At 70.0% G+C, this 17,379-nt stretch carries 19 protein-coding genes; 9 read left to right on the top strand and 10 right to left on the bottom strand.

Annotation, left to right across the window (positions count from 1 at the left end):
- Positions 1-97: 97 nt before the first annotated feature.
- The 3 genes from mmsA (at position 98) to HJG52_RS18340 (ending at position 4,155) form a co-directional block, all read left to right on the top strand.
- Positions 98-1,723: a multiple monosaccharide ABC transporter ATP-binding protein gene (gene mmsA, locus HJG52_RS18350; protein WP_171245156.1), complete on the top strand. Its 1,626-nt coding sequence runs from the start codon at positions 98-100 to the stop codon at positions 1,721-1,723.
- Positions 1,711-2,967, top strand: coding sequence for a multiple monosaccharide ABC transporter permease (gene mmsB, locus HJG52_RS18345; RefSeq protein ID WP_171245071.1), 1,257 nt, complete (start codon positions 1,711-1,713; stop codon positions 2,965-2,967). The genes mmsA and mmsB overlap by 13 nt, the downstream gene beginning before the upstream one ends.
- Positions 2,968-3,057: 90 nt before the next feature.
- Entirely contained in the window at positions 3,058-4,155 is a 1,098-nt protein-coding gene (locus HJG52_RS18340; RefSeq protein ID WP_171245070.1) for a substrate-binding domain-containing protein, read from the top strand.
- A 350-nt stretch (positions 4,156-4,505) separates the two neighbouring features.
- On the opposite strand, the gene HJG52_RS18335 is transcribed toward HJG52_RS18340, so the two are convergent.
- The 9 genes from HJG52_RS18335 to HJG52_RS18295 all read right to left on the bottom strand — a co-directional run bounded on the left by HJG52_RS18335 (position 4,506) and on the right by HJG52_RS18295 (position 9,792).
- A complete protein-coding gene (locus tag HJG52_RS18335) occupies positions 4,506-5,138 on the bottom strand; it encodes a DNA-3-methyladenine glycosylase 2 family protein (protein ID WP_171245069.1) in 633 nt (210 codons plus the stop codon).
- A 5-nt stretch (positions 5,139-5,143) separates the two neighbouring features.
- Entirely contained in the window at positions 5,144-5,530 is a 387-nt protein-coding gene (locus HJG52_RS18330) for a DUF488 domain-containing protein (protein WP_171245068.1), read from the bottom strand.
- A gap of 26 nt (positions 5,531-5,556) precedes the next feature.
- A complete protein-coding gene (locus tag HJG52_RS18325; RefSeq protein WP_171245067.1) occupies positions 5,557-5,700 on the bottom strand; it encodes a hypothetical protein in 144 nt (47 codons plus the stop codon).
- A 75-nt stretch (positions 5,701-5,775) separates the two neighbouring features.
- Positions 5,776-6,876 (bottom strand): glycosyltransferase, encoded by a 1,101-nt coding sequence (locus HJG52_RS18320; protein WP_171245066.1) that lies wholly within the window; start codon positions 6,874-6,876, stop codon positions 5,776-5,778.
- Complete coding sequence (locus HJG52_RS21430) at positions 6,876-7,331, bottom strand: DapH/DapD/GlmU-related protein (protein ID WP_171245065.1); 456 nt, start codon at positions 7,329-7,331, stop codon at positions 6,876-6,878. The genes HJG52_RS18320 and HJG52_RS21430 overlap by 1 nt, the downstream gene beginning before the upstream one ends.
- A 161-nt stretch (positions 7,332-7,492) precedes the next feature.
- A complete protein-coding gene (locus HJG52_RS18310) occupies positions 7,493-8,011 on the bottom strand; it encodes an SRPBCC family protein (RefSeq protein ID WP_171245064.1) in 519 nt (172 codons plus the stop codon).
- Positions 8,008-8,403, bottom strand: coding sequence for an ArsR/SmtB family transcription factor (locus tag HJG52_RS18305; RefSeq protein ID WP_171245063.1), 396 nt, complete (start codon positions 8,401-8,403; stop codon positions 8,008-8,010). The genes HJG52_RS18310 and HJG52_RS18305 overlap by 4 nt, the downstream gene beginning before the upstream one ends.
- Positions 8,404-8,615: 212 nt before the next feature.
- Positions 8,616-9,446 carry an aldo/keto reductase gene (locus tag HJG52_RS18300; protein ID WP_171245062.1) on the bottom strand — a complete coding sequence of 277 codons (831 nt, stop codon included), beginning with the start codon at positions 9,444-9,446 and terminating at the stop codon, positions 8,616-8,618.
- Positions 9,447-9,483: 37 nt separating this feature from the next.
- A complete protein-coding gene (locus tag HJG52_RS18295; RefSeq protein ID WP_171245061.1) occupies positions 9,484-9,792 on the bottom strand; it encodes a putative quinol monooxygenase in 309 nt (102 codons plus the stop codon).
- A 265-nt stretch (positions 9,793-10,057) separates the two neighbouring features.
- Here HJG52_RS18295 and dnaK point away from each other — a divergent pair, with 265 nt between their 5' ends.
- From dnaK to HJG52_RS18265, 6 genes are all read left to right on the top strand, one after another.
- A complete protein-coding gene (gene dnaK / locus HJG52_RS18290; protein WP_171245060.1) occupies positions 10,058-11,950 on the top strand; it encodes a molecular chaperone DnaK in 1,893 nt (630 codons plus the stop codon).
- Positions 11,947-12,531 (top strand): nucleotide exchange factor GrpE, encoded by a 585-nt coding sequence (gene grpE / locus HJG52_RS18285; RefSeq protein WP_171245059.1) that lies wholly within the window; start codon positions 11,947-11,949, stop codon positions 12,529-12,531. Before dnaK ends, grpE begins: the two co-directional genes overlap by 4 nt.
- Before the next feature lie 47 nt (positions 12,532-12,578).
- Positions 12,579-13,601 (top strand): DnaJ C-terminal domain-containing protein, encoded by a 1,023-nt coding sequence (locus HJG52_RS18280; protein WP_171245058.1) that lies wholly within the window; start codon positions 12,579-12,581, stop codon positions 13,599-13,601.
- A gap of 51 nt (positions 13,602-13,652) precedes the next feature.
- Entirely contained in the window at positions 13,653-14,114 is a 462-nt protein-coding gene (locus tag HJG52_RS18275) for a heat shock protein transcriptional repressor HspR (protein ID WP_171245057.1), read from the top strand.
- A 194-nt stretch (positions 14,115-14,308) separates the two neighbouring features.
- Positions 14,309-15,400: a glycerophosphodiester phosphodiesterase family protein gene (locus tag HJG52_RS18270; RefSeq protein WP_171245056.1), complete on the top strand. Its 1,092-nt coding sequence runs from the start codon at positions 14,309-14,311 to the stop codon at positions 15,398-15,400.
- Positions 15,401-15,483: 83 nt separating this feature from the next.
- Positions 15,484-15,756, top strand: coding sequence for a ribonuclease E inhibitor RraB (locus tag HJG52_RS18265; protein ID WP_171245055.1), 273 nt, complete (start codon positions 15,484-15,486; stop codon positions 15,754-15,756).
- Between the two features lie 30 nt (positions 15,757-15,786).
- On the opposite strand, the gene HJG52_RS18260 is transcribed toward HJG52_RS18265, so the two are convergent.
- Positions 15,787-17,283 (bottom strand): glycoside hydrolase family 3 N-terminal domain-containing protein, encoded by a 1,497-nt coding sequence (locus HJG52_RS18260; protein ID WP_346767836.1) that lies wholly within the window; start codon positions 17,281-17,283, stop codon positions 15,787-15,789.
- Positions 17,284-17,379 lie beyond the last annotated feature (96 nt).

Here is a 17,379-nt window from a genome sequence, read left to right as displayed (position 1 = left end):
CTGACAACGTTGTCAAGCATGGACGGTGCGGCCGGTGGGCGGCGCCCTGGACCCTCGACGAGGAGGCTGCGTGAGCGACAACGGGACGATCCTGGAGATGAACGGGATCAGCAAGACGTTCCCCGGCGTCAAGGCCCTCTCCGACGTCACCCTCGCAGTCCGACGCGGTGACGTGCACGCCATCTGCGGCGAGAACGGCGCCGGCAAGTCGACCCTGATGAAGGTGCTGTCCGGGGTCCACCCGCACGGCAGCTACGAGGGGGAGATCCTCTTCGAGGGCGCCCCGGTGGAGTTCCGCAGCATCCGTGACTCCGAGCACGCCGGCATCGTGATCATCCACCAGGAGCTCGCGCTCATCCCGGAGCTGTCGATCGCGGAGAACATCTTCCTCGGCAACGAGGAGACCCGGCGCGGCGCCATCGACTGGGTAGCGACCAACAACCGCGCGCGGGAGCTGCTCGCCCGGGTCGGCCTCAGCGAGGAGCCCGAGACGCCGATCAAGAATATCGGGGTCGGCAAGCAGCAGCTGGTCGAGATCGCCAAGGCGCTGAGCAAGCAGGTCAAGCTGCTCATCCTCGACGAGCCGACCGCCGCGCTCAACGAGGAGGACTCGCGCCACCTGCTCGGTCTGATCCGCGGGCTCCAGGCCCGTGGCATCACCTGCATCATGATCAGCCACAAGCTCAACGAGATCGAGGAGATCGCCGACGCGATCACCATCATCCGTGACGGCAAGACGGTCGAGACGCTCGACGCGCGGCAGGGCCCCGTCGACGAGGACCGCATCATCCGCGGCATGGTCGGGCGGTCCCTGGAGTCCCGCTTCCCCGACCACACCCCGAACATCGGCGAGACCTTCTTCGAGGTCCACGACTGGACCGTCGCCCACCCCGACGTCCCCGAGCGGCTCGTCGCCAAGGGGTCGGACTTCTTCGTGCGCCGCGGCGAGATCGTGGGCTTCGCCGGCCTCATGGGCTCGGGTCGCACCGAGCTCATGCGCTCCCTCTTCGGCCACAGCTACGGCACGTTCCTCAAAGGTCGAATGGTGTTGAACGGCAAGGAGGCCCGGCTCCGCTCGGTGCCCGCCGCGATCGACGCCGGCATCGCCTACGTCACCGAGGACCGAAAGGTGCTCGGGCTCAACCTGCTCGACGACATCAAGACCACGACCGTGTCGGCCAAGCTCAAGAAGATCGCGAACCGCTTCGTCATCAACGAGCGGTCCGAGCGCCAGTCGGCCGAGGAGTACCGCAAGGCGCTGCGCACCAAGGCGCCGTCGATCGACTACGGCGTGGCCAAGCTGTCGGGTGGCAACCAGCAGAAGGTCGTGCTGAGCAAGTGGCTCTTCACCGACCCCGACCTGCTCATCCTCGACGAGCCGACCCGCGGCATCGACGTGGGGGCCAAGTTCGAGATCTACGGCATCATCCAGCGGCTCGCCGACGAGGGGAAGGGCGTCATCGTCGTCTCCTCCGAGCTGCCGGAGCTGCTCGGCATCTCCGACCGCATCTACACGATCTCCGAGGGGCGGATCACCGGCGTCCTCGACAAGGGGGAGGCCGACCAGGAGACGCTGATGCGGCTGATGACCGCGACCAGCATGAAGTCCCGCGCCGCTGAGCGCGCCGAGGCGGCACAGGTGGCCGCCGACACCCCTGACACCACCGCCACCGACGGCCACGCCGAGGCCACCGCTCCCGAGGAGAGTGCATGGACAAGCTGAAGCAGATCTTCGGCGGAGACACCCGCCAGCTGGGCATGATCTTCGCGCTGGTGGCGCTGATCCTGTTCTTCCAGTGGAGGACCGGCGGCCTCACGCTCAAGCCCGAGAACGTCATCAACATCTTCCAGGGCAACAGCTACATCCTGGTGATGGCCATCGGCATGGTGCTCGTCATCATCGCCGGTCACATCGACCTGTCCGTGGGCTCCGTGGCCGCGTTCGTCGGCATCAGCGTCGCCATCGCGATGCGCGACTGGGGCCTGCCGTGGTGGGGCGGCATCCTGTTCGGGCTGGCCATCGGCGCGCTGGTCGGCGCGTGGCAGGGCTTCTGGGTCGCGGTCGTGGGCATCCCGGCCTTCATCGTCACCCTCGCCGGGATGCTCATCTTCCGTGGAGCCAACCAGGCCGTCGGCAAGTCGCTCACCGTCCCGGTGGGCAAGGACTTCCAGGTCATCGGTGCCGGCTACCTGCCGGAGGTCGGACCCAACACCGGCTACAACAACCTCACCCTGCTCCTGGGCCTCCTGCTCTGCGCGGCGATCATCGGCGGGACGCTGCGCACGCGGCGCAACCAGTCCAAGATCGGTGCCCACCTCGAGGCGGGCTGGATCGTCGCCGTCCGCATCGGCCTCATCTGTGTCGCGATCATGGCCGCGGCGATGCTGATGGCCTCGGGTCGAAAGGGCACCTCGTTGCCGGTGTCGGCGATCATCCTCGGTGTCCTGACGCTGGTCTACGGGTTCGTCGCGACGCGCACGATCATCGGTCGCCACGTGTATGCCGTGGGCGGCAACCGGCAGGCCGCGGAGCTCTCCGGGGTGCGCAGCCGCCGGATCAACTTCTTCGTCATGATGAACATGTCGGTGCTCGCGGCGCTCGGCGGCATGATGTTCGTGGCCCGCTCCAACGCCTCCGGCCCGTTCGACGGTGTCGGCTGGGAGCTCGACGTGATCGCGGCCGTGTTCATCGGCGGCGCCGCCGTCAGCGGCGGTGTCGGCACCGTGGTCGGGTCCGTGATCGGTGGTCTCGTGATGGCGGTGCTCAACAACGGGCTCCAGCTGCTCGGCGTGGGCGCCGACCAGACCCAGATCTACAAGGGCCTGGTCCTGCTCATCGCCGTCGCCTTCGACGTCTACAACAAGAGCCAGGGCCGACGCTCGATCATCGGCATGTTGATGAAGAACTCCGGCGGCGGTGGTCGTGCCGCAGCCGGTGACACCGAGGGCGTCAAACAGCAGGCCTGACCCCCCGTCCAGGGTCAGGGCCGGCCGGTCCCTGGCCGTCTGTTCCACCAGCGGTACCCCCAACCCAGCAGAACAAGAAGAGGAACCCACATGAGAGTTGTGACCAAGACGATGGCCGTGGCGGCCGTCGCCGCGCTCGCGCTGGCCGGCTGCGGTCGGTCCGACGACGGCGGCTCCGGCGGTGGCTCGGGCAGCGGCAGTGGGGACAAGTTCCCCGCCGACTCGCTCATCGGCGTCTCGCTGCCGCAGAAGACGTCGGAGAACTGGGTCCTCGCCGAGAACCTGTTCAACACCGACCTCAAGGCCGCTGGCTTCAAGCCCGACGTGCAGTTCGCCAACGGCGGCGTCGGCGAGCAGCAGAACCAGATCCAGTCGATGGTCACCAAGGGCGCCAAGGTGATCGTGGTCGGCGCGATCGACGGTTCGCAGCTGGGCACCCAGCTCAAGGCGGCCAAGGACTCCGGTGCGGTCGTCATCGCATACGACCGGTTGCTGCTCAACACCGACGCGGTCGACTACTACGTGGCCTACGACAACTTCAAGGTCGGTGTCCTCCAGGGCAACGCGCTGCTCGAGGGCATGGCCAAGAAGAAGCCCAACGGCCCCTACAACATCGAGCTGTTCGCCGGGTCGCCCGACGACGCCAACGCCAAGGTCTTCTTCGACGGTGCCATGAGCGTCCTCAAGCCCAAGATCGACGACGGCACCCTCAAGGTGGTCTCCAAGCAGACCGACTTCAAGCAGGTCGTCACCCAGGGTTGGAAGGCCGAGAACGCGCAGAAGCGCATGGACACCCTGCTCTCGGGCAACTACTCCTCGGCCCCGATCGACGGCGTGCTCTCGCCGAACGACACCCTGGCCCGCGCGATCATCACCTCGACCAAGGCCGCCGGCAAGCCGGTCCCGGTCGTCACTGGTCAGGACTCCGAGGTCGAGTCGGTCAAGTCGATCATGGCGGGTGAGCAGTACTCCACGATCAACAAGGACACCCGCAACCTGGTCAAGGCCACGATCGAGATGATCCAGGCGATCCAGAAGGGCCAGGAGCCGAAGATCACCGACACCAAGCAGTACAACAACGGTGTCAAGGTGGTCCCGGCCAACCTGCTCGAGCCGCTCATCGTGACCAAGGAGAACGCCAAGGAGGCGTACGCCAACGACCCGACGCTGTCCAAGCTCACCAACTGAGCCGCAGGCACCATCAGCTCGGCGGGCCCGGTCACCCCTCTCGCGGTGACCGGGCCCGTTCGCGTGTCCGCCCCACTTCGGGCCGCCGAGGCCTGACGCAGGGCGCCCGGTCGAGCCTCAGTGGCCCGAAGTCGGGAGCGTCCTCGAGGACGTCCTCGTCTCGGCCCAGGGCGGTCAGGCCTCGCTGCTGCCGGGCTCACCACCGAGTCCGGCGTCGCCACCGGCCTCCAGCGCCGTTGCTGACGTCGACGATCTTCCATTTGGGTGACTCGTCGACGTCAACGATCTTCCATTTGGGGACTTGTTGACCGGGAGGGCGCGCGTGCGACGCACTGGCGCGCGCCGTCAGGTCACAGCGGCGGGGTCTCGACCCGGCCGCGCCGGCTGAGGTAGCCGTGCCACAACAGGCGCGCGGCCGTCGAGCGGTGGGGCCGCCACCGCTCACCGAGCTCCTCGAGCCGCGCCTGGTCGGGCACCTCCTCGAGGCCGAGCGCCTCGGCCACCGCCACCTGCAACGCACGGTCGCCGACCGGCCACAGGTCCGGCCGACCCAGGCAGGCGAGCAGGTAGACATCGGCGGTCCACCGGCCGATCCCCGGCAGGGAGGTGAGCCGGGCGCGGACCTCATCGTCCGGCATACCCGCCAACGCCTCGAGGTCCAGCGAACCCGACTCGACCGCCTCGGCCAGCGCCCGCAGGTAGCGGTCCTTCTGCCGCGACACCCCGTCGGCGCGCAGCTCCTCCGGCGTGGCGGCCAGCAGCGCCCGCGGCGACATCGTCCCGATCCGCGCCAACACCTTGCGATAGGCCGCCGCCGCGCTCGCGAGCGACACCTGCTGCTCGAGGATGAACAGCACGAGGCTCGCAAACCCGGGGTCACGCAACCACAACGGGGGTATGCCGTGTGCCCGGGTGATGGCGGCCAGCGCCGGGTCGGCGGCGGTGAGGGTCGCGACCGTGCGCCGGAAGAGGTCGTCGTCCACGCGCGCTACCGGACGCTTGCGCCGGCCTCGACCAGCAGCTCGCGCAGGACCGAGCGGTGGCACCGGGACTCGTCCACGCAGTAACAGCCGACTGCCAGAGCACTGGTGTGCGACAGGGCGGCCAGCAGCTCGACGAGGTGTCGAGGCCCGGGCTCGGCCATTTCGCGGCGGTAGGCGCGAACGAACCTGCGCCACTCGCCGTCGGTTGCAGCCGCCTGGGCCTGCGTGACCAGCCCGGCGCTCGGGCTCAGCTCCGGCAGCCAGGTGTCGTACCAGTCCCCACTCGCGAACTCGGCCTTGGGCACCCCCCGGGGAGGGCGCCGCACGGTCCCGATCCGCAGGCCCTCGTCCGCAGCTCGCGGCGTCCCGAGACGCACCACGCTCACCGGCATGGCGACCACTGTGCCATCACGGGGCGTCAGCCGGCGCGCAGCCGCCGCTGCTCGGCCCGCAACGTCTGCACCTGCGACCAGTAGTCGGCGCGGTGGTCCGTCGCCGACCGAGCGGGTCGGTCCTGCTCGTCACGCACCACCCGCAGGTGGTTGCCTCGTGTCTTGGCCATGCACCAGAAGGTAGGACCCACCACCGACAGCGTTGTCACCCGAGCCTGAGCGGTGCGCCAGGATCGACGGCCCCATCACGCCGGGCCGGCCCCCAGGGAGCGGTAGAGCCCGAGGACCTCGTGGATGTGGGCGTCGAGGGTGTAGCGCTCCCGGTGGGCGCGTGCCGTCTTGCGCACGGTCTCCACGTCGGCGGCCCGCAGCGAGGTCGACAGGTCGTCGAGGGAGTCCAGGACGATGCCCACGCCCTCCGCCTCGACCCACCGCGCCAAGGCCTTGTGCGGGAGCGTCAGGACACCAAGACCCGCACCGACGTACTCGAACGCCTTGTTGGGCAGCACCGTCTCGAGGTGCGCGTCGTTGAGGGTGGCGTTGAAGCCGGCCCAGCCGACGTCGTAGCGGGGCAGCATCCGCATGAGGGCACGCGTGGGCATCGGCGGATGCAGCGTGAGGGAGTCGAAGCGCTCGGCGAGCCCGCGGTATGCCGCCATCGGCTCGCGTCCGCAGTGGACGTCGAGCCGTACGCCCGGAGTACTGGCGATGGCCGCGAAGATCTCGCGCAGGTCGTAGTGGCCACCGCAGGTGGAGATCGTGCCTTCGTAGACGAACCGCAGGGGTTCGCCCACGTCCTGCTCGTGCGTCTCGAGCTCGTCCGGCAGCGGTGGCAGGTCGCGCGCCAACGCGAAGTTGGGCACGACCAGGTGAGGTGCCGGCACGGCATACCTGGCGGTGATCTCCTCGAGGAGGACGTCGGAGACCGTGATGAGGGCGTCGCTTCCCTCGATCGCGGCGCGTTCGGAGGCGATCGGGTCCGGCGGGTCGGGAAAGCCGTCCTCGTACGGGGTGGCGCGCAGGCTCTGGAAGTCGTGGACGTCGTGGACGATCGGCACCCGCCCGCCCGCGACCTCCAACGCCGCGACCGTGAGGGTGTCGGGCAGGTTGTGGGAGTGGATCACGTCCGGGCGCACCCGCTCGACGACCCGGCGCAGGTCGTGCGTGGGGTCGGGTGCGAGCAGGTGCCAGGCGTCGAACAGCTCGTCACCCTCGCCGTAGAAGTCGCTCAAGGTCCTGCCCTGGTAGGCGAACTCGAGGTGCAGGCCGGGCACGCGGGCGCGCAGGGCCACGGCATACTTCAGCGTCTTGATGCAGGGCTGTCGCTGGAGGAAGAGGACGCGCATCAGTCGCGCGTCCTGATGGGAGCGGCCGGGAGGCCGACGCTGACGCTCATGGCGGGAAGGTCCTTGGTGACCACCGAACCCGCCCCCACGATCGCGCCGTCACCGATCGTGACGCCGGGCAGGATCCGCACCCCCATGCCGATCCAGACGTTGTTGCCGATGGTGACGGGGCGCGACTCCCAGCCCTGGTCGATGGTCGGTCGATCGTGGTCGCCGCTGCGGTGGTTGGCCGTGTGGATCATGGTGCCCGGGCCGACCCCGACGTCGTTGCCGATGACGAGCCCGCCGTACCCGTTGACCCAGCACCCGAAGTTGAAGCGGACGTTGTCGCCCAGCTCGATGTTGCTGCCGTTGAGCCAGACGATCTGGTCGAGGTACATGCACCCCTCGCCGACACGCTTGGCGTCGCTCGGCCGGAACGGGATGACCCGTTTGGAGCTGTCCGTGATCATCATGGGCGTCGTCCTCCGCGCGGTCGGGACGGGGCGCCTCTTCGCCCACGCGCTTCCCACCACTGGGCGAAGGGACGTTCCCCGTCCGTTTCAGTCAAAGCGCGGGGCGGCGCACTCGCAAGCTGGACGGGCCTCTGACCTGCGACGATGCGCCCAGCGGCGGTTCAGGTGGCGGTCTGGTACTCCGGCGTGAGCTCGGTCCAGCGCTCTTTCCACGCGGTGGCGGGCTCGTCGGCCGACCAGCCGTCGGGGTGGGCCGTGGCGTCGGTGGAGAGGGCGCGGCCGAGATCCTCGAGGTGGGTCTGCCAGCCGGCGCCGTAGAAATGGAGCTTGTCGCCGGGCAGCCCGCGCTCCTCGACGACCAGGCGGGTCTTGGGCCCCTCGGCGGTGAGCCAGGCCTCGATCTGTGTCTCCTCGTCGGTGCCCGCCTCGCCGGTCAGGAGCAGGTGGTGCGGCGCCTCGCAGGTGTCGATGCGCAGCGGTCCGTTGGCGGTGCTGGTGAAGAGCACCTCGACCGTGCCGCCCTCGCGCAGGTCGCCGGAGACTTGCGCGATCCAGCGCGCGAGGCGCTCGGGCTCGGTGCACGCCGACCAGAGGTCGGCGATGTCGGTGTCGTAGAGGTCCTCGACGCGGACGGCTCCGCGGCCGCCGTCGAGCTGTCGCATGGTTCCGGTGGTGGTCATCCTGTTGCCTTCTTCCGTGGGGTGGTCTTGGTGGGCTCCTCGTTGCTGCCCGGGATTTCATTGCTGCGCAGCGCTTTTCGCGCCCGCGACGTGCCGCGGGCGATCTCGGTGTGCAGCGCGTCGAGTCGCTGCTCCCAGAGGACGCGGTATGCCGCGAGCCACCCGTCGAGCTCGACGAGCGCCTCCGGTCGCAGGCTGTAGATGCGCCGCTGGGCGTCCTGGCGCACCTCGACGAGCTCGGCCTCGCGCAGCACCCGCAGGTGCCGGGAGACGCCGGGCCGGGCGATCGGGAGCAGGTCGGCGAGCTCTCCGGCCGTGGCCGGGTGGTCGCGCAAGGTCTCGAGGATCGTTCGCCGGCTCGGGTCGGCCAGGGCCTGGAGTACTGCGTCCATGGCCGTAACTGTAACCAGTTGGGTACGTACCCGCAAGGGTAAATACGCTGCCACTTCGGGCCACTGACGCTCGACCTGGCCCGGCACACCGAGCCGCAGTGGCCCGAAGTGCGGAAGGCGTTCCACTTCGGGCCACACAGGCTCGATCTGGACCGCAACACCGACCCTCAGTGGCCCGAAGTGCGCAGTGGAGGGAAGGGCTCAGGTGGCGATCAGAGCATTTCCAGCGGTCGTGGTCCGGCGGGCGGGAAGGCCCGGTCCAGGGCGTCCAGGTCCTCGCGCGTCAGGTCCACCTCGAGTGCCGCGGCGTTGTCGTGCACGTGCTCCGGGCTGCTCGCCTTGGGGATCGTGCAGAGCCCGTCGCGGCGCAGCACCCAGGCCAGGGCTGCGGCTGCCGGGCTGATGCCGTGCGCAGCGGCGACCTCGCCGAGCGTCGGGTCGCCGAGGATGCGGCCCTGCTCGATGGGGGAGTACGCCATCACCAGCAGGTCGTGGTCGGCGCACCACGGGAACAGGTCGTACTCCGGCCCCCGCCGCGACAGGTTGTACAGCACCTGGTCGGTGGCGAGTCCCTCACTGCCGGGCACCTGCTCGAGCTTGGCGAGGTCGGTGTGGTCGAAGTTGCTGACGCCCCAGTGCCGGATCTTCCCGTCATCGACCAGTTGCTGGAAGGCCGCGAGCGTGTCCTCCACGGGGTGCGAGCCCTGCCAGTGCAGGAGGTAGAGGTCGATCCGGTCCGTGCTCAGGCGCTCCAGGCTGCGCTCGCACGCAGCCACCGTGCCGGAGCGAGATGCGTTGGACGGCAACACCTTGCTGACCACGAACACCTCGTCCCGGTGACCCGCGAGCGCCTCTGCGAGCACCTCCTCCGCGGCGCCGCCGCCGTACATCTCGGCCGTGTCCACCAGGGTCAGGCCCAGCTCGATCCCCGTGCGCAGCGCCGCGATCTCGTCGCCGCGCCGGCCCGGGTCCTCGCCCCAGCCCCAGGTGCCCAGACCCAGGACCGGGACGGAATCCCCGCCCGCCAATGCGATTCGTCGCAACTGTCGTCGCCTTCGTCTCCGCGCGCGCCCCGCCGGGTCAGCTGTCGCCGGGCAGCTTGGCCGCGAGCACGTCCATCTTCCGGATGCTCGGCTCCGCACTGAACAGATCCCCACCCCGCTCGGCCAGGGCTTGGCCGACACCACCGGCCAGGTGGGTGCTGCGGGCGTCGCCGTCGGGGAACACGTCGAAGATCCCGAAGGTCGACTCGTCGAACTGCAGGGCGAACCACGCCCGGGTGCCCTCCTCCTGCTCGACGACGGAGCGTGCGTCCCGGAGGAACTCGGCGACCTCGGCCTCCTTGCCGGGCCGTGCCTCCACGATCACTGACAACGCAACCTTGACCATGCTCGCTCCTTTGACCGATGGGGTGTTCCTGACTCGCATCTCTCCCTACCCTTCGCGCGGGCCTTTCATGCGAGGTCGAGCCGACTCCCTGGCGCCCCGCCGGCCCCACCTCGGAGAAAAGTTCGGCGGGACGGGAACAACACCCCCACGCTCAGAGTTGAGTCAAGTGAACTCAAGTTTGCAGCGTCGACTTGCCGCACGGCATACCGGCTCCTAACTTGAGTAGCAGTAACTCAACCCACAGTTCGACACAGGGAGAATCACCATGGCACGAGCGGTCGGCATCGACCTCGGTACCACCAACTCGGCTGTCGCCGTCCTCGAGGGCGGGGAGCCGACGATCGTCGCCAACGCGGAGGGTGGACGCACCACCCCGTCCGTCGTGGCCTTCAGCAAGTCCAACGAGGTCCTGGTCGGCGAGATCGCCAAGCGCCAGGCCGTCACCAACGTCGACCGCACGATCCGCTCGGTCAAGCGCCACATGGGCACCGACTGGACCACCGAGATCGACGGCAAGAAGTACACCGCGCAGGAGATCAGCGCCCGCATCCTGCAGAAGCTCAAGCGCGACACCGAGGCCTACCTCGGCGAGGAGGTCAGCGACGCGGTCATCACCGTCCCGGCCTACTTCGACGACCACGAGCGCCAGGCCACCAAGGAGGCTGGCGAGATCGCGGGCTTCAACGTCCTGCGCATCATCAACGAGCCGACCGCGGCCGCCCTCGCCTACGGGCTCGACAAGGGCAAGGAGGACGAGCTCATCCTCGTCTTCGACCTCGGTGGTGGCACCTTCGACGTGTCCCTCCTCGAGGTGGGCAAGGACCCGGAGGACGGCTTCTCGACCATTCAGGTCAAGGCCACCAGCGGTGACAACCAGCTCGGTGGTGACGACTGGGACGAGCGCATCGTCCAGCACCTGCTCACCACGGTGAAGAACAACACCGGCGTCGACCTGTCCAAGGACAAGATCGCCATGCAGCGTCTGCGTGACGCCGCGGAGCAGGCCAAGAAGGAGCTGTCGTCCGCGACCAGCACCAACATCTCGCTGCAGTACCTCTCGATGAGCGAGAACGGCCCGATCCACCTCGACGAGACGCTGACCCGCGCGCAGTTCGAGCAGATGACCAAGGACCTGCTCGACCGCACCAAGCAGCCGTTCGAGAACGTCATCAAGGACGCCGGCATCAAGGTCTCCGACATCGACCACGTGGTCCTCGTCGGTGGCTCGACCCGCATGCCCGCCGTCAGCAACCTGGTCAAGGAGATGACCGGCAAGGAGCCCAACAAGGGCGTCAACCCCGACGAGGTCGTCGCCATCGGTGCGGCCCTGCAGGCCGGTGTCCTCATGGGCGAGCGCAAGGACGTCCTGCTCATCGATGTCACCCCGTTGTCGCTCGGCATCGAGACCAAGGGCGGCCTGTTCACCAAGCTGATCGAGCGCAACACCGCGATCCCGACCAAGCGCTCCGAGGTGTTCTCGACCGCCGAGGACAACCAGCCGAGCGTGCTGATCCAGGTCTTCCAGGGTGAGCGCGAGATCGCCCAGCAGAACAAGGCGCTCGGCACCTTCGAGCTCTCCGGCATCGCGCCCGCGCCGCGCGGTGTGCCGCAGATCGAGGTCACCTTCGACATCGACGCCAACGGCATCGTCAACGTGTCCGCCAAGGACCGTGGCACCGGCCAGGAGCAGAAGATCACCATCTCCGGCGGCTCCGCGCTGTCGAAGGAGGAGATCGAGCGCATGGTCAAGGAGGCCGAGGAGCACGCGGCCGAGGACAAGAAGCGGCGTGAGGAGACCGAGGCCCGCAACACCGCGGAGCAGCTGGTCTACTCGACCGAGAAGTTCCTCGCCGACAACGCCGACAAGCTCCCGGCCGACGGCCGCGGGCCGGTCGACGAGGCGCTCGCCGACCTCAAGGAGGCCGTCAAGCCCGACAGCGGCGCCAGCCCCGAGGACATCTCGGCCAAGAGCGCGAAGCTCTCGGAGGAGTCGCAGAAGCTGGGCACGGCGATGTATGCCGCGTCGGCCGAGTCCGACGCAGCCGGCGGCTCCGCGGGTGCGGGCGCAGGTGACGCCTCCGGTGCGTCCGACAGCGGCTCGTCCGACGACGACGTCGTGGACGCCGAGGTCGTCGACGACGACGAGGAGAAGAAGTGACCGACCAGGCAAACACGCCTGACGGTGCCGAGGGTGCGGAGGGTGCAGCTGCCGACCAGGCCGCTGCCCCCTCCGCCCCCGAGGCGGCGCCCGAGGGTGACCAGAAGCCCGCTGAGGGCGCGCCGGTCGCCGACGGTCCCGACCACGAAGCCCTTGCGGCGCAACGGCTCGAGGACCTGCAGCGGCTGAACGCCGAGTACGTCAACTACAAGCGCCGGGTCGACCGCGACCGCGCGGTGATCCAGGAGCGCGCGGCCCAGTCCGTGCTCGAGGCGCTGCTGCCGGTGCTCGACGACATCCAGGCCGCCCGCGACCACGGCGACCTCGCTGGTGGCCCGTTCGCCGCGATCGCGGACAAGCTCGAGAACTCGCTGCGCAAGTTCGGGCTCGAGCGGTTCGGCGCCGCAGGCGAGGAGTTCGACCCGAACGTGCACGAGGCCCTCATGCACACGGCCTGGCCTGCGGACGGGTCGGTCCCGGCGACCGGCACGACCACCGTCGTCCAGGTCCTGCAGCCGGGCTACAAGAGCGGCGAGCAGGTGCTGCGCGCCGCCCGTGTCGCGGTCGCCGACCCCGAGTGACGGCATACCCCAACCCATCGACGTCCCACTGAGAGGAGGGCGCACGCATGGCCAGCCAAGACTGGTTCGAGAAGGACTTCTACGCCACTCTCGGCGTCCCCCAGGACGCCGACGAGGCGGCGATCAAGAAGGCGTACCGGAAGCTCGCCCGCAAGTACCACCCCGACCAGAACCCCGGTGACGCTGCGGCGGAACAGAAGTTCAAGGAGATCGGCGAGGCCAACTCGGTCCTGTCCGACCCCGAGCAGCGCCAGGAGTACGACGCCATCCGCCAGATGGCGCGTGGCGGCGCCCGCTTCACCGCGGGCGGTCCGGGCAGCGGCGGCCAGGGCGGCTTCGAGGACGTGTTCTCCTCGATGTTCGGCGGCGGTGGGGGCGGTGGCACACGAGTGCGCTACTCCACCGGCGGTGGTGGCGGCCAGCCCGACCTCGAGGACCTGCTGAGTGGCATGTTCGGTGGGGCCTCGCCCTACGGCGGACAGCAGGGGTATGCCGGGTACGGCGCCCCTCGCGGGCCGCGCAAGGGAGCGGACCTCACCGCCCGTACGACCTTGTCGTTCCGCGACGCAGTCGAGGGCAAGACGGTCACGCTGGGCACCAGCGACGGTGGGCACATCACCACGCGAATCCCGGTGGGGGTCAAGGACGGTCAGAAGATCCGGCTGCGCGGCAAGGGTGAGCCCGGCGAGGCCGGCGGCCCCGCGGGCGACCTCATCCTCACGGTCAGCGTGGAGAAGCACCCGGCGTTCGGGCGCGACGGTGACAACATCACCGTCGACCTGCCGGTGACGTTCGCCGAGGCGGCGCTCGGGGCCACGGTCTCGGTGCCGACCCTCGACGGCAAGCCGGTCAAGGTGCGCATCGCACCCGGCACGCCGAGCGGGCGGGTGCTGCGCGTCAAGGGCCGGGGTGTCCCGAAGAAGGACAAGCCCGGCGACCTCATGGCAAAGGTGCATGTCGTTGTGCCGCAACGCCTTTCCGATGAGGCCAAGGACGCCGTCGAGGTGCTCAAGGCGCAGGACGCAGGTCACGACCCGCGTGCGGAGCTGTTCGAGGAGGCCCGGCGCTGACGTACCGGCCACGAGACGGGTCGGCAGGACTGATCGGCAGGACAGCAGGACATGGCAGAACAGGTTGACTTTCGGCCAGACGACGACGCCCCGATCTACGTGATCTCGGTGGCGGCGTCGCTGGCCGGAATGCACGCCCAGACCCTGCGCCAGTACGACCGGCTGGGTCTGGTCATCCCGTCGCGCACCCGAGGTGGCGGACGCCGCTACTCGGGGCGCGACGTGGCGCTGCTGCGCGAGGTGCAGCGGCTCTCCCAGGACGAGGGCATCAGCCTCGCAGGCATCCAGCGCATCCTCGCGCTCGAGGACCAGGTGACGGCTCTGCAGTCCCGCGTCCGAGAGCTGCGGACCGAGCTCGACGAGACCCGCGCCGCGGCTGGCCAGCCCAGCCGCCGGTCGCGGGTCTTCGCCGTCGGGCCGGCCGGTGACGTGACACCGCTGCGCGCCGGTCGCCAGCCCACCGGCAACGCCGGAGCGCTGGTGCTGTGGCGCCCGCCCGGCGCGCCCCGCTGACCTCGCCGCAGGGTCAAGAGCGGCCCGGTACCGTGTGGCAATACGGGGGTTGCGAGCACGAAACGGACTGCATTTTCCCGGGTTTCATGCACGCAACTCCCGGTTTGCGGAAGCCGTGCCAGTCGGCGGCTGCGCACCGAGTGTTTCCCTCGGCTTCACCGCCGGGCCCACGGCGGCGCCTAACGTCGCGAGGCATGACCTCCGCACGCAGACTCTCCGCTCTGGCCGCCACCGCCGCGGTCACCTTTGCCCTGTCCGCCGGGTCGGCCACCGCGGCTGTCGCCGGGACACCCGGCCCCAAGGTGCTGCCGCAGAAGACCCAGTTCGACCTGCAGGCCCACCGCGGCGGGCTCGGCCTGACGACCGAGGAGTCGCTGCCCGGGTTCGCCAAGGCACTGCGCATGGGCGTCAGCACCCTCGAGCTCGACACCCAGATCACCAAGGACGGGGCGGTCGTCGTCACCCACGACCGTCAGGTGAGCCGCACCAAGTGCCGCGACACCGCACCCGTCACCCCCGGTGACCCGCAGTTCCCCTACGTCGGCGACTACATCAAGGACCTCACCCTCGCGCAGGTCAAGACCATGGACTGCGGCTACCAGCAGCTGCCCGGCTATCCGCAGCAGGAGGTCGTCGCCGGCAACCGGCTGGCCGAGCTGCGCGACGTCCTCGCCCTCGTCCGTGACACCAAGGCCAACCAGGTCAAGCTCAACATCGAGACCAAGGTCGAGGCCGGGGCGCCGGAGCAGACCGCACCCCGTGAGCTGTTCGTCCGCCGCGTCTTCGAGGAGATTCGCGCGTCGGGCATCGAGAAGCAGGTGACGATCCAGTCCTTCGACTGGGGCGCGCTCATGGCGATGCACGAGCTCGCGCCCAAGTGGCCGCTGGTCGCCCTCACCAACTACGACTTCCTCCAGGTGGGCAAGCCCGGCGCCTCGCCGTGGCTGGGCGGCATCGACGCCGACGACTTCGGCGGTGACTTCGTCGCCGCTGCCGCGAGCATCGATGGCGTCACCACCCTGTCGCCCAACTACGGCTTCCCGCAGAACGGCACCGTCGGCCAGCCCGGGTTCCGGTTCTACGCCGACAAGGCGATGGTCGACGCCGCCCACGCCCGCGGCCTCAAGGTGGTCCCGTGGACCGTCGACGACCCGGCCACGATCGAGGCCCTGATGGACGCCGGTGTCGACGGCGTCATCACCGACTACCCGAACCGGGTGCGCGACCTCATGGCCGAGCGCGGGATGCGCCTGCCCAAGGCCTACCCCGACGCAGCCGCGAGCTGACGACCGCTCCCGAGGCCGAACATCCTCAGCGCGTGGGCGTGCCACCCGAGGTGGTGGCTTGCCCACGCGGCATACTCGCTGGCATGAGTGAGCACCTCCTCGTCTTCCCCGACCGCGACGTCGCCGAGCAGGTGGCGTCCGAGCTCGCCGACGAGGGCTTCACCGAGGTGCGGGTCGTGCGGGAAGCCCTTGCAGGAGAAGACGACTCGGAGTCGCACGAGTGGGCCGTCCACGTCGTGGAGACCAACATCGCCGACGAGACGGGCCCGGTCGAGCAGGGCCTCCGCGACCGGTTCGCGACGCTCGTCGAGGAGCACGACGGCTGGTACGACCCGGACCCGCAGACCCGCCGCTGACCCCTGCCGACGGGACGCTGACCGGCGACGTCAGCGCGCGAGCAGGTCGACGACGGCAGCCCCGCTCGCCCGGGACGCGCCGTGCGTCACCACCAGTGCCGTCCCGTCCGCGGGGCGCCACCCCGGCCAGCCAGTGTCGATGACGACCGCGTCCGGGCGGGCGGCGAGCACGTGCTCGAGAGCCGACGTCATCCAGGTGTGCCGGTGGGCGTCGCGGGTGACCACCCACAGCGGGTGCCCCTCGGTGCCGGCCACCGCCGCGCGCGGGTCGTCCGCGGGGCCGATCGAGTGCACCGGCACCTCACCCCACCGGTCCCGCGCCGCGGCCACCACCCCGGCCGGGGTCTCGTCCCCGACGGCGAAGTTCTGGCTGGCGTTCAGCTGGGCGATGACCGGTGCCTGCGCGGTGGTGGTGGGCGTTCCGCTGACCTCCAGTGCGCGTCGGGCCGCTTCCAGCCCGGCCCTCCGACCGCTCGTGACCACGGGCGGGCCCGCCGCCCGGCGCAGGTCGTCTCGCAGCGCAGCAGCGGCGCTGACTCGCCCGGCTGCCTCGACCAGCCGCGCTTCCGGCAGCCTGCCCTGCGCCACCGCATCGACCAGCGCGACGACGACGGCGTCGCAGGTCTCGGGATCGGCCAGCCCACCACCGACGCACAGCGCGTCGACACCGGCGGCGACGGCCAGCACGCCGCCCTCGGCGAGGCCGACGGTCGAGGAGACCGCGCCCATCTCCAGACCGTCCGACACCGCGAGCCCGGCAAAGCCCAGCTGGTCGCGCAGCAACCCCGTCATGACGTCGGGCACCAGCGTCGCCGGGCGGTCGTCCGGCCACCCGCGCAGGCGGATGTGGGCGCTCATCACCGCGGCGCAGCCGGCCGCCACGGCGGCACGGAAGGGCTCGAGCGCCGGGCTCGTGGCCTCGTCGCCGAGCTCGGCCTCCGGCACCGCGAGGTGGCTGTCGACGTGGGTGTCGCCGTGGCCGGGGAAGTGCTTGGCACAGGCCAGCACGCCCGCCGACTGCAACCCCCGCACCCAGGCCGCGGTGTGGCGGGCGGCCAGCGCCGCATCCGACCCGAAGCTGCGCACGCCGATCACCGGGTTGGCCGCATTCGTGTTGACGTCGGCGTCGGGGGCGTAGTCGAGATCGACGCCCACCTCAGCCAACAACGCACCGATCTCGGCGGCCACGCGCTCGGTCAGGCCGACGTCGTCGACCCGGCCCAGCGCCAGGTTGCCCGGCCACGACGACCCGGTCCGGTACTCGAGGCGGGTGACGTCACCGCCCTCCTCATCGACGGCCACCAGCGCGTCGGGGTTGGCGCTGTGGACCTGTGCCGTGAGCCGCGCCACCTGCTCGGACCGGGCGATGTTGCGGGAGAACAACGCCACCCCGCCGAGCCCGTCGTCGAGCCGGCGCCGCACCCAGTCCGGCAGCTCCAGACCGACGAAACCGGGCTGGACCAGCGACAACGCCAACCGGGCGAGCTCACGCGAACGCCCGCCCACGGCATACCCCGGCTCGTGCACGCCCCACCCCTCTCGAGCCCCCGCCGCCAACAGGCCCCGGAACGCGTTGCGCCGCCCTCGAAGGCGGAGGGAAATGCCTGAGGGCGGCGCAACGGT

Origin of the sequence: Knoellia koreensis (assembly GCF_013041615.1) — a bacterium.
GTDB lineage: Bacteria > Actinomycetota > Actinomycetes > Actinomycetales > Dermatophilaceae > Pedococcus > Pedococcus koreensis.
The sequence above is the reverse complement of the archived record's forward strand: the minus strand, read 5'-3'. Positions and strand labels throughout refer to the sequence as shown.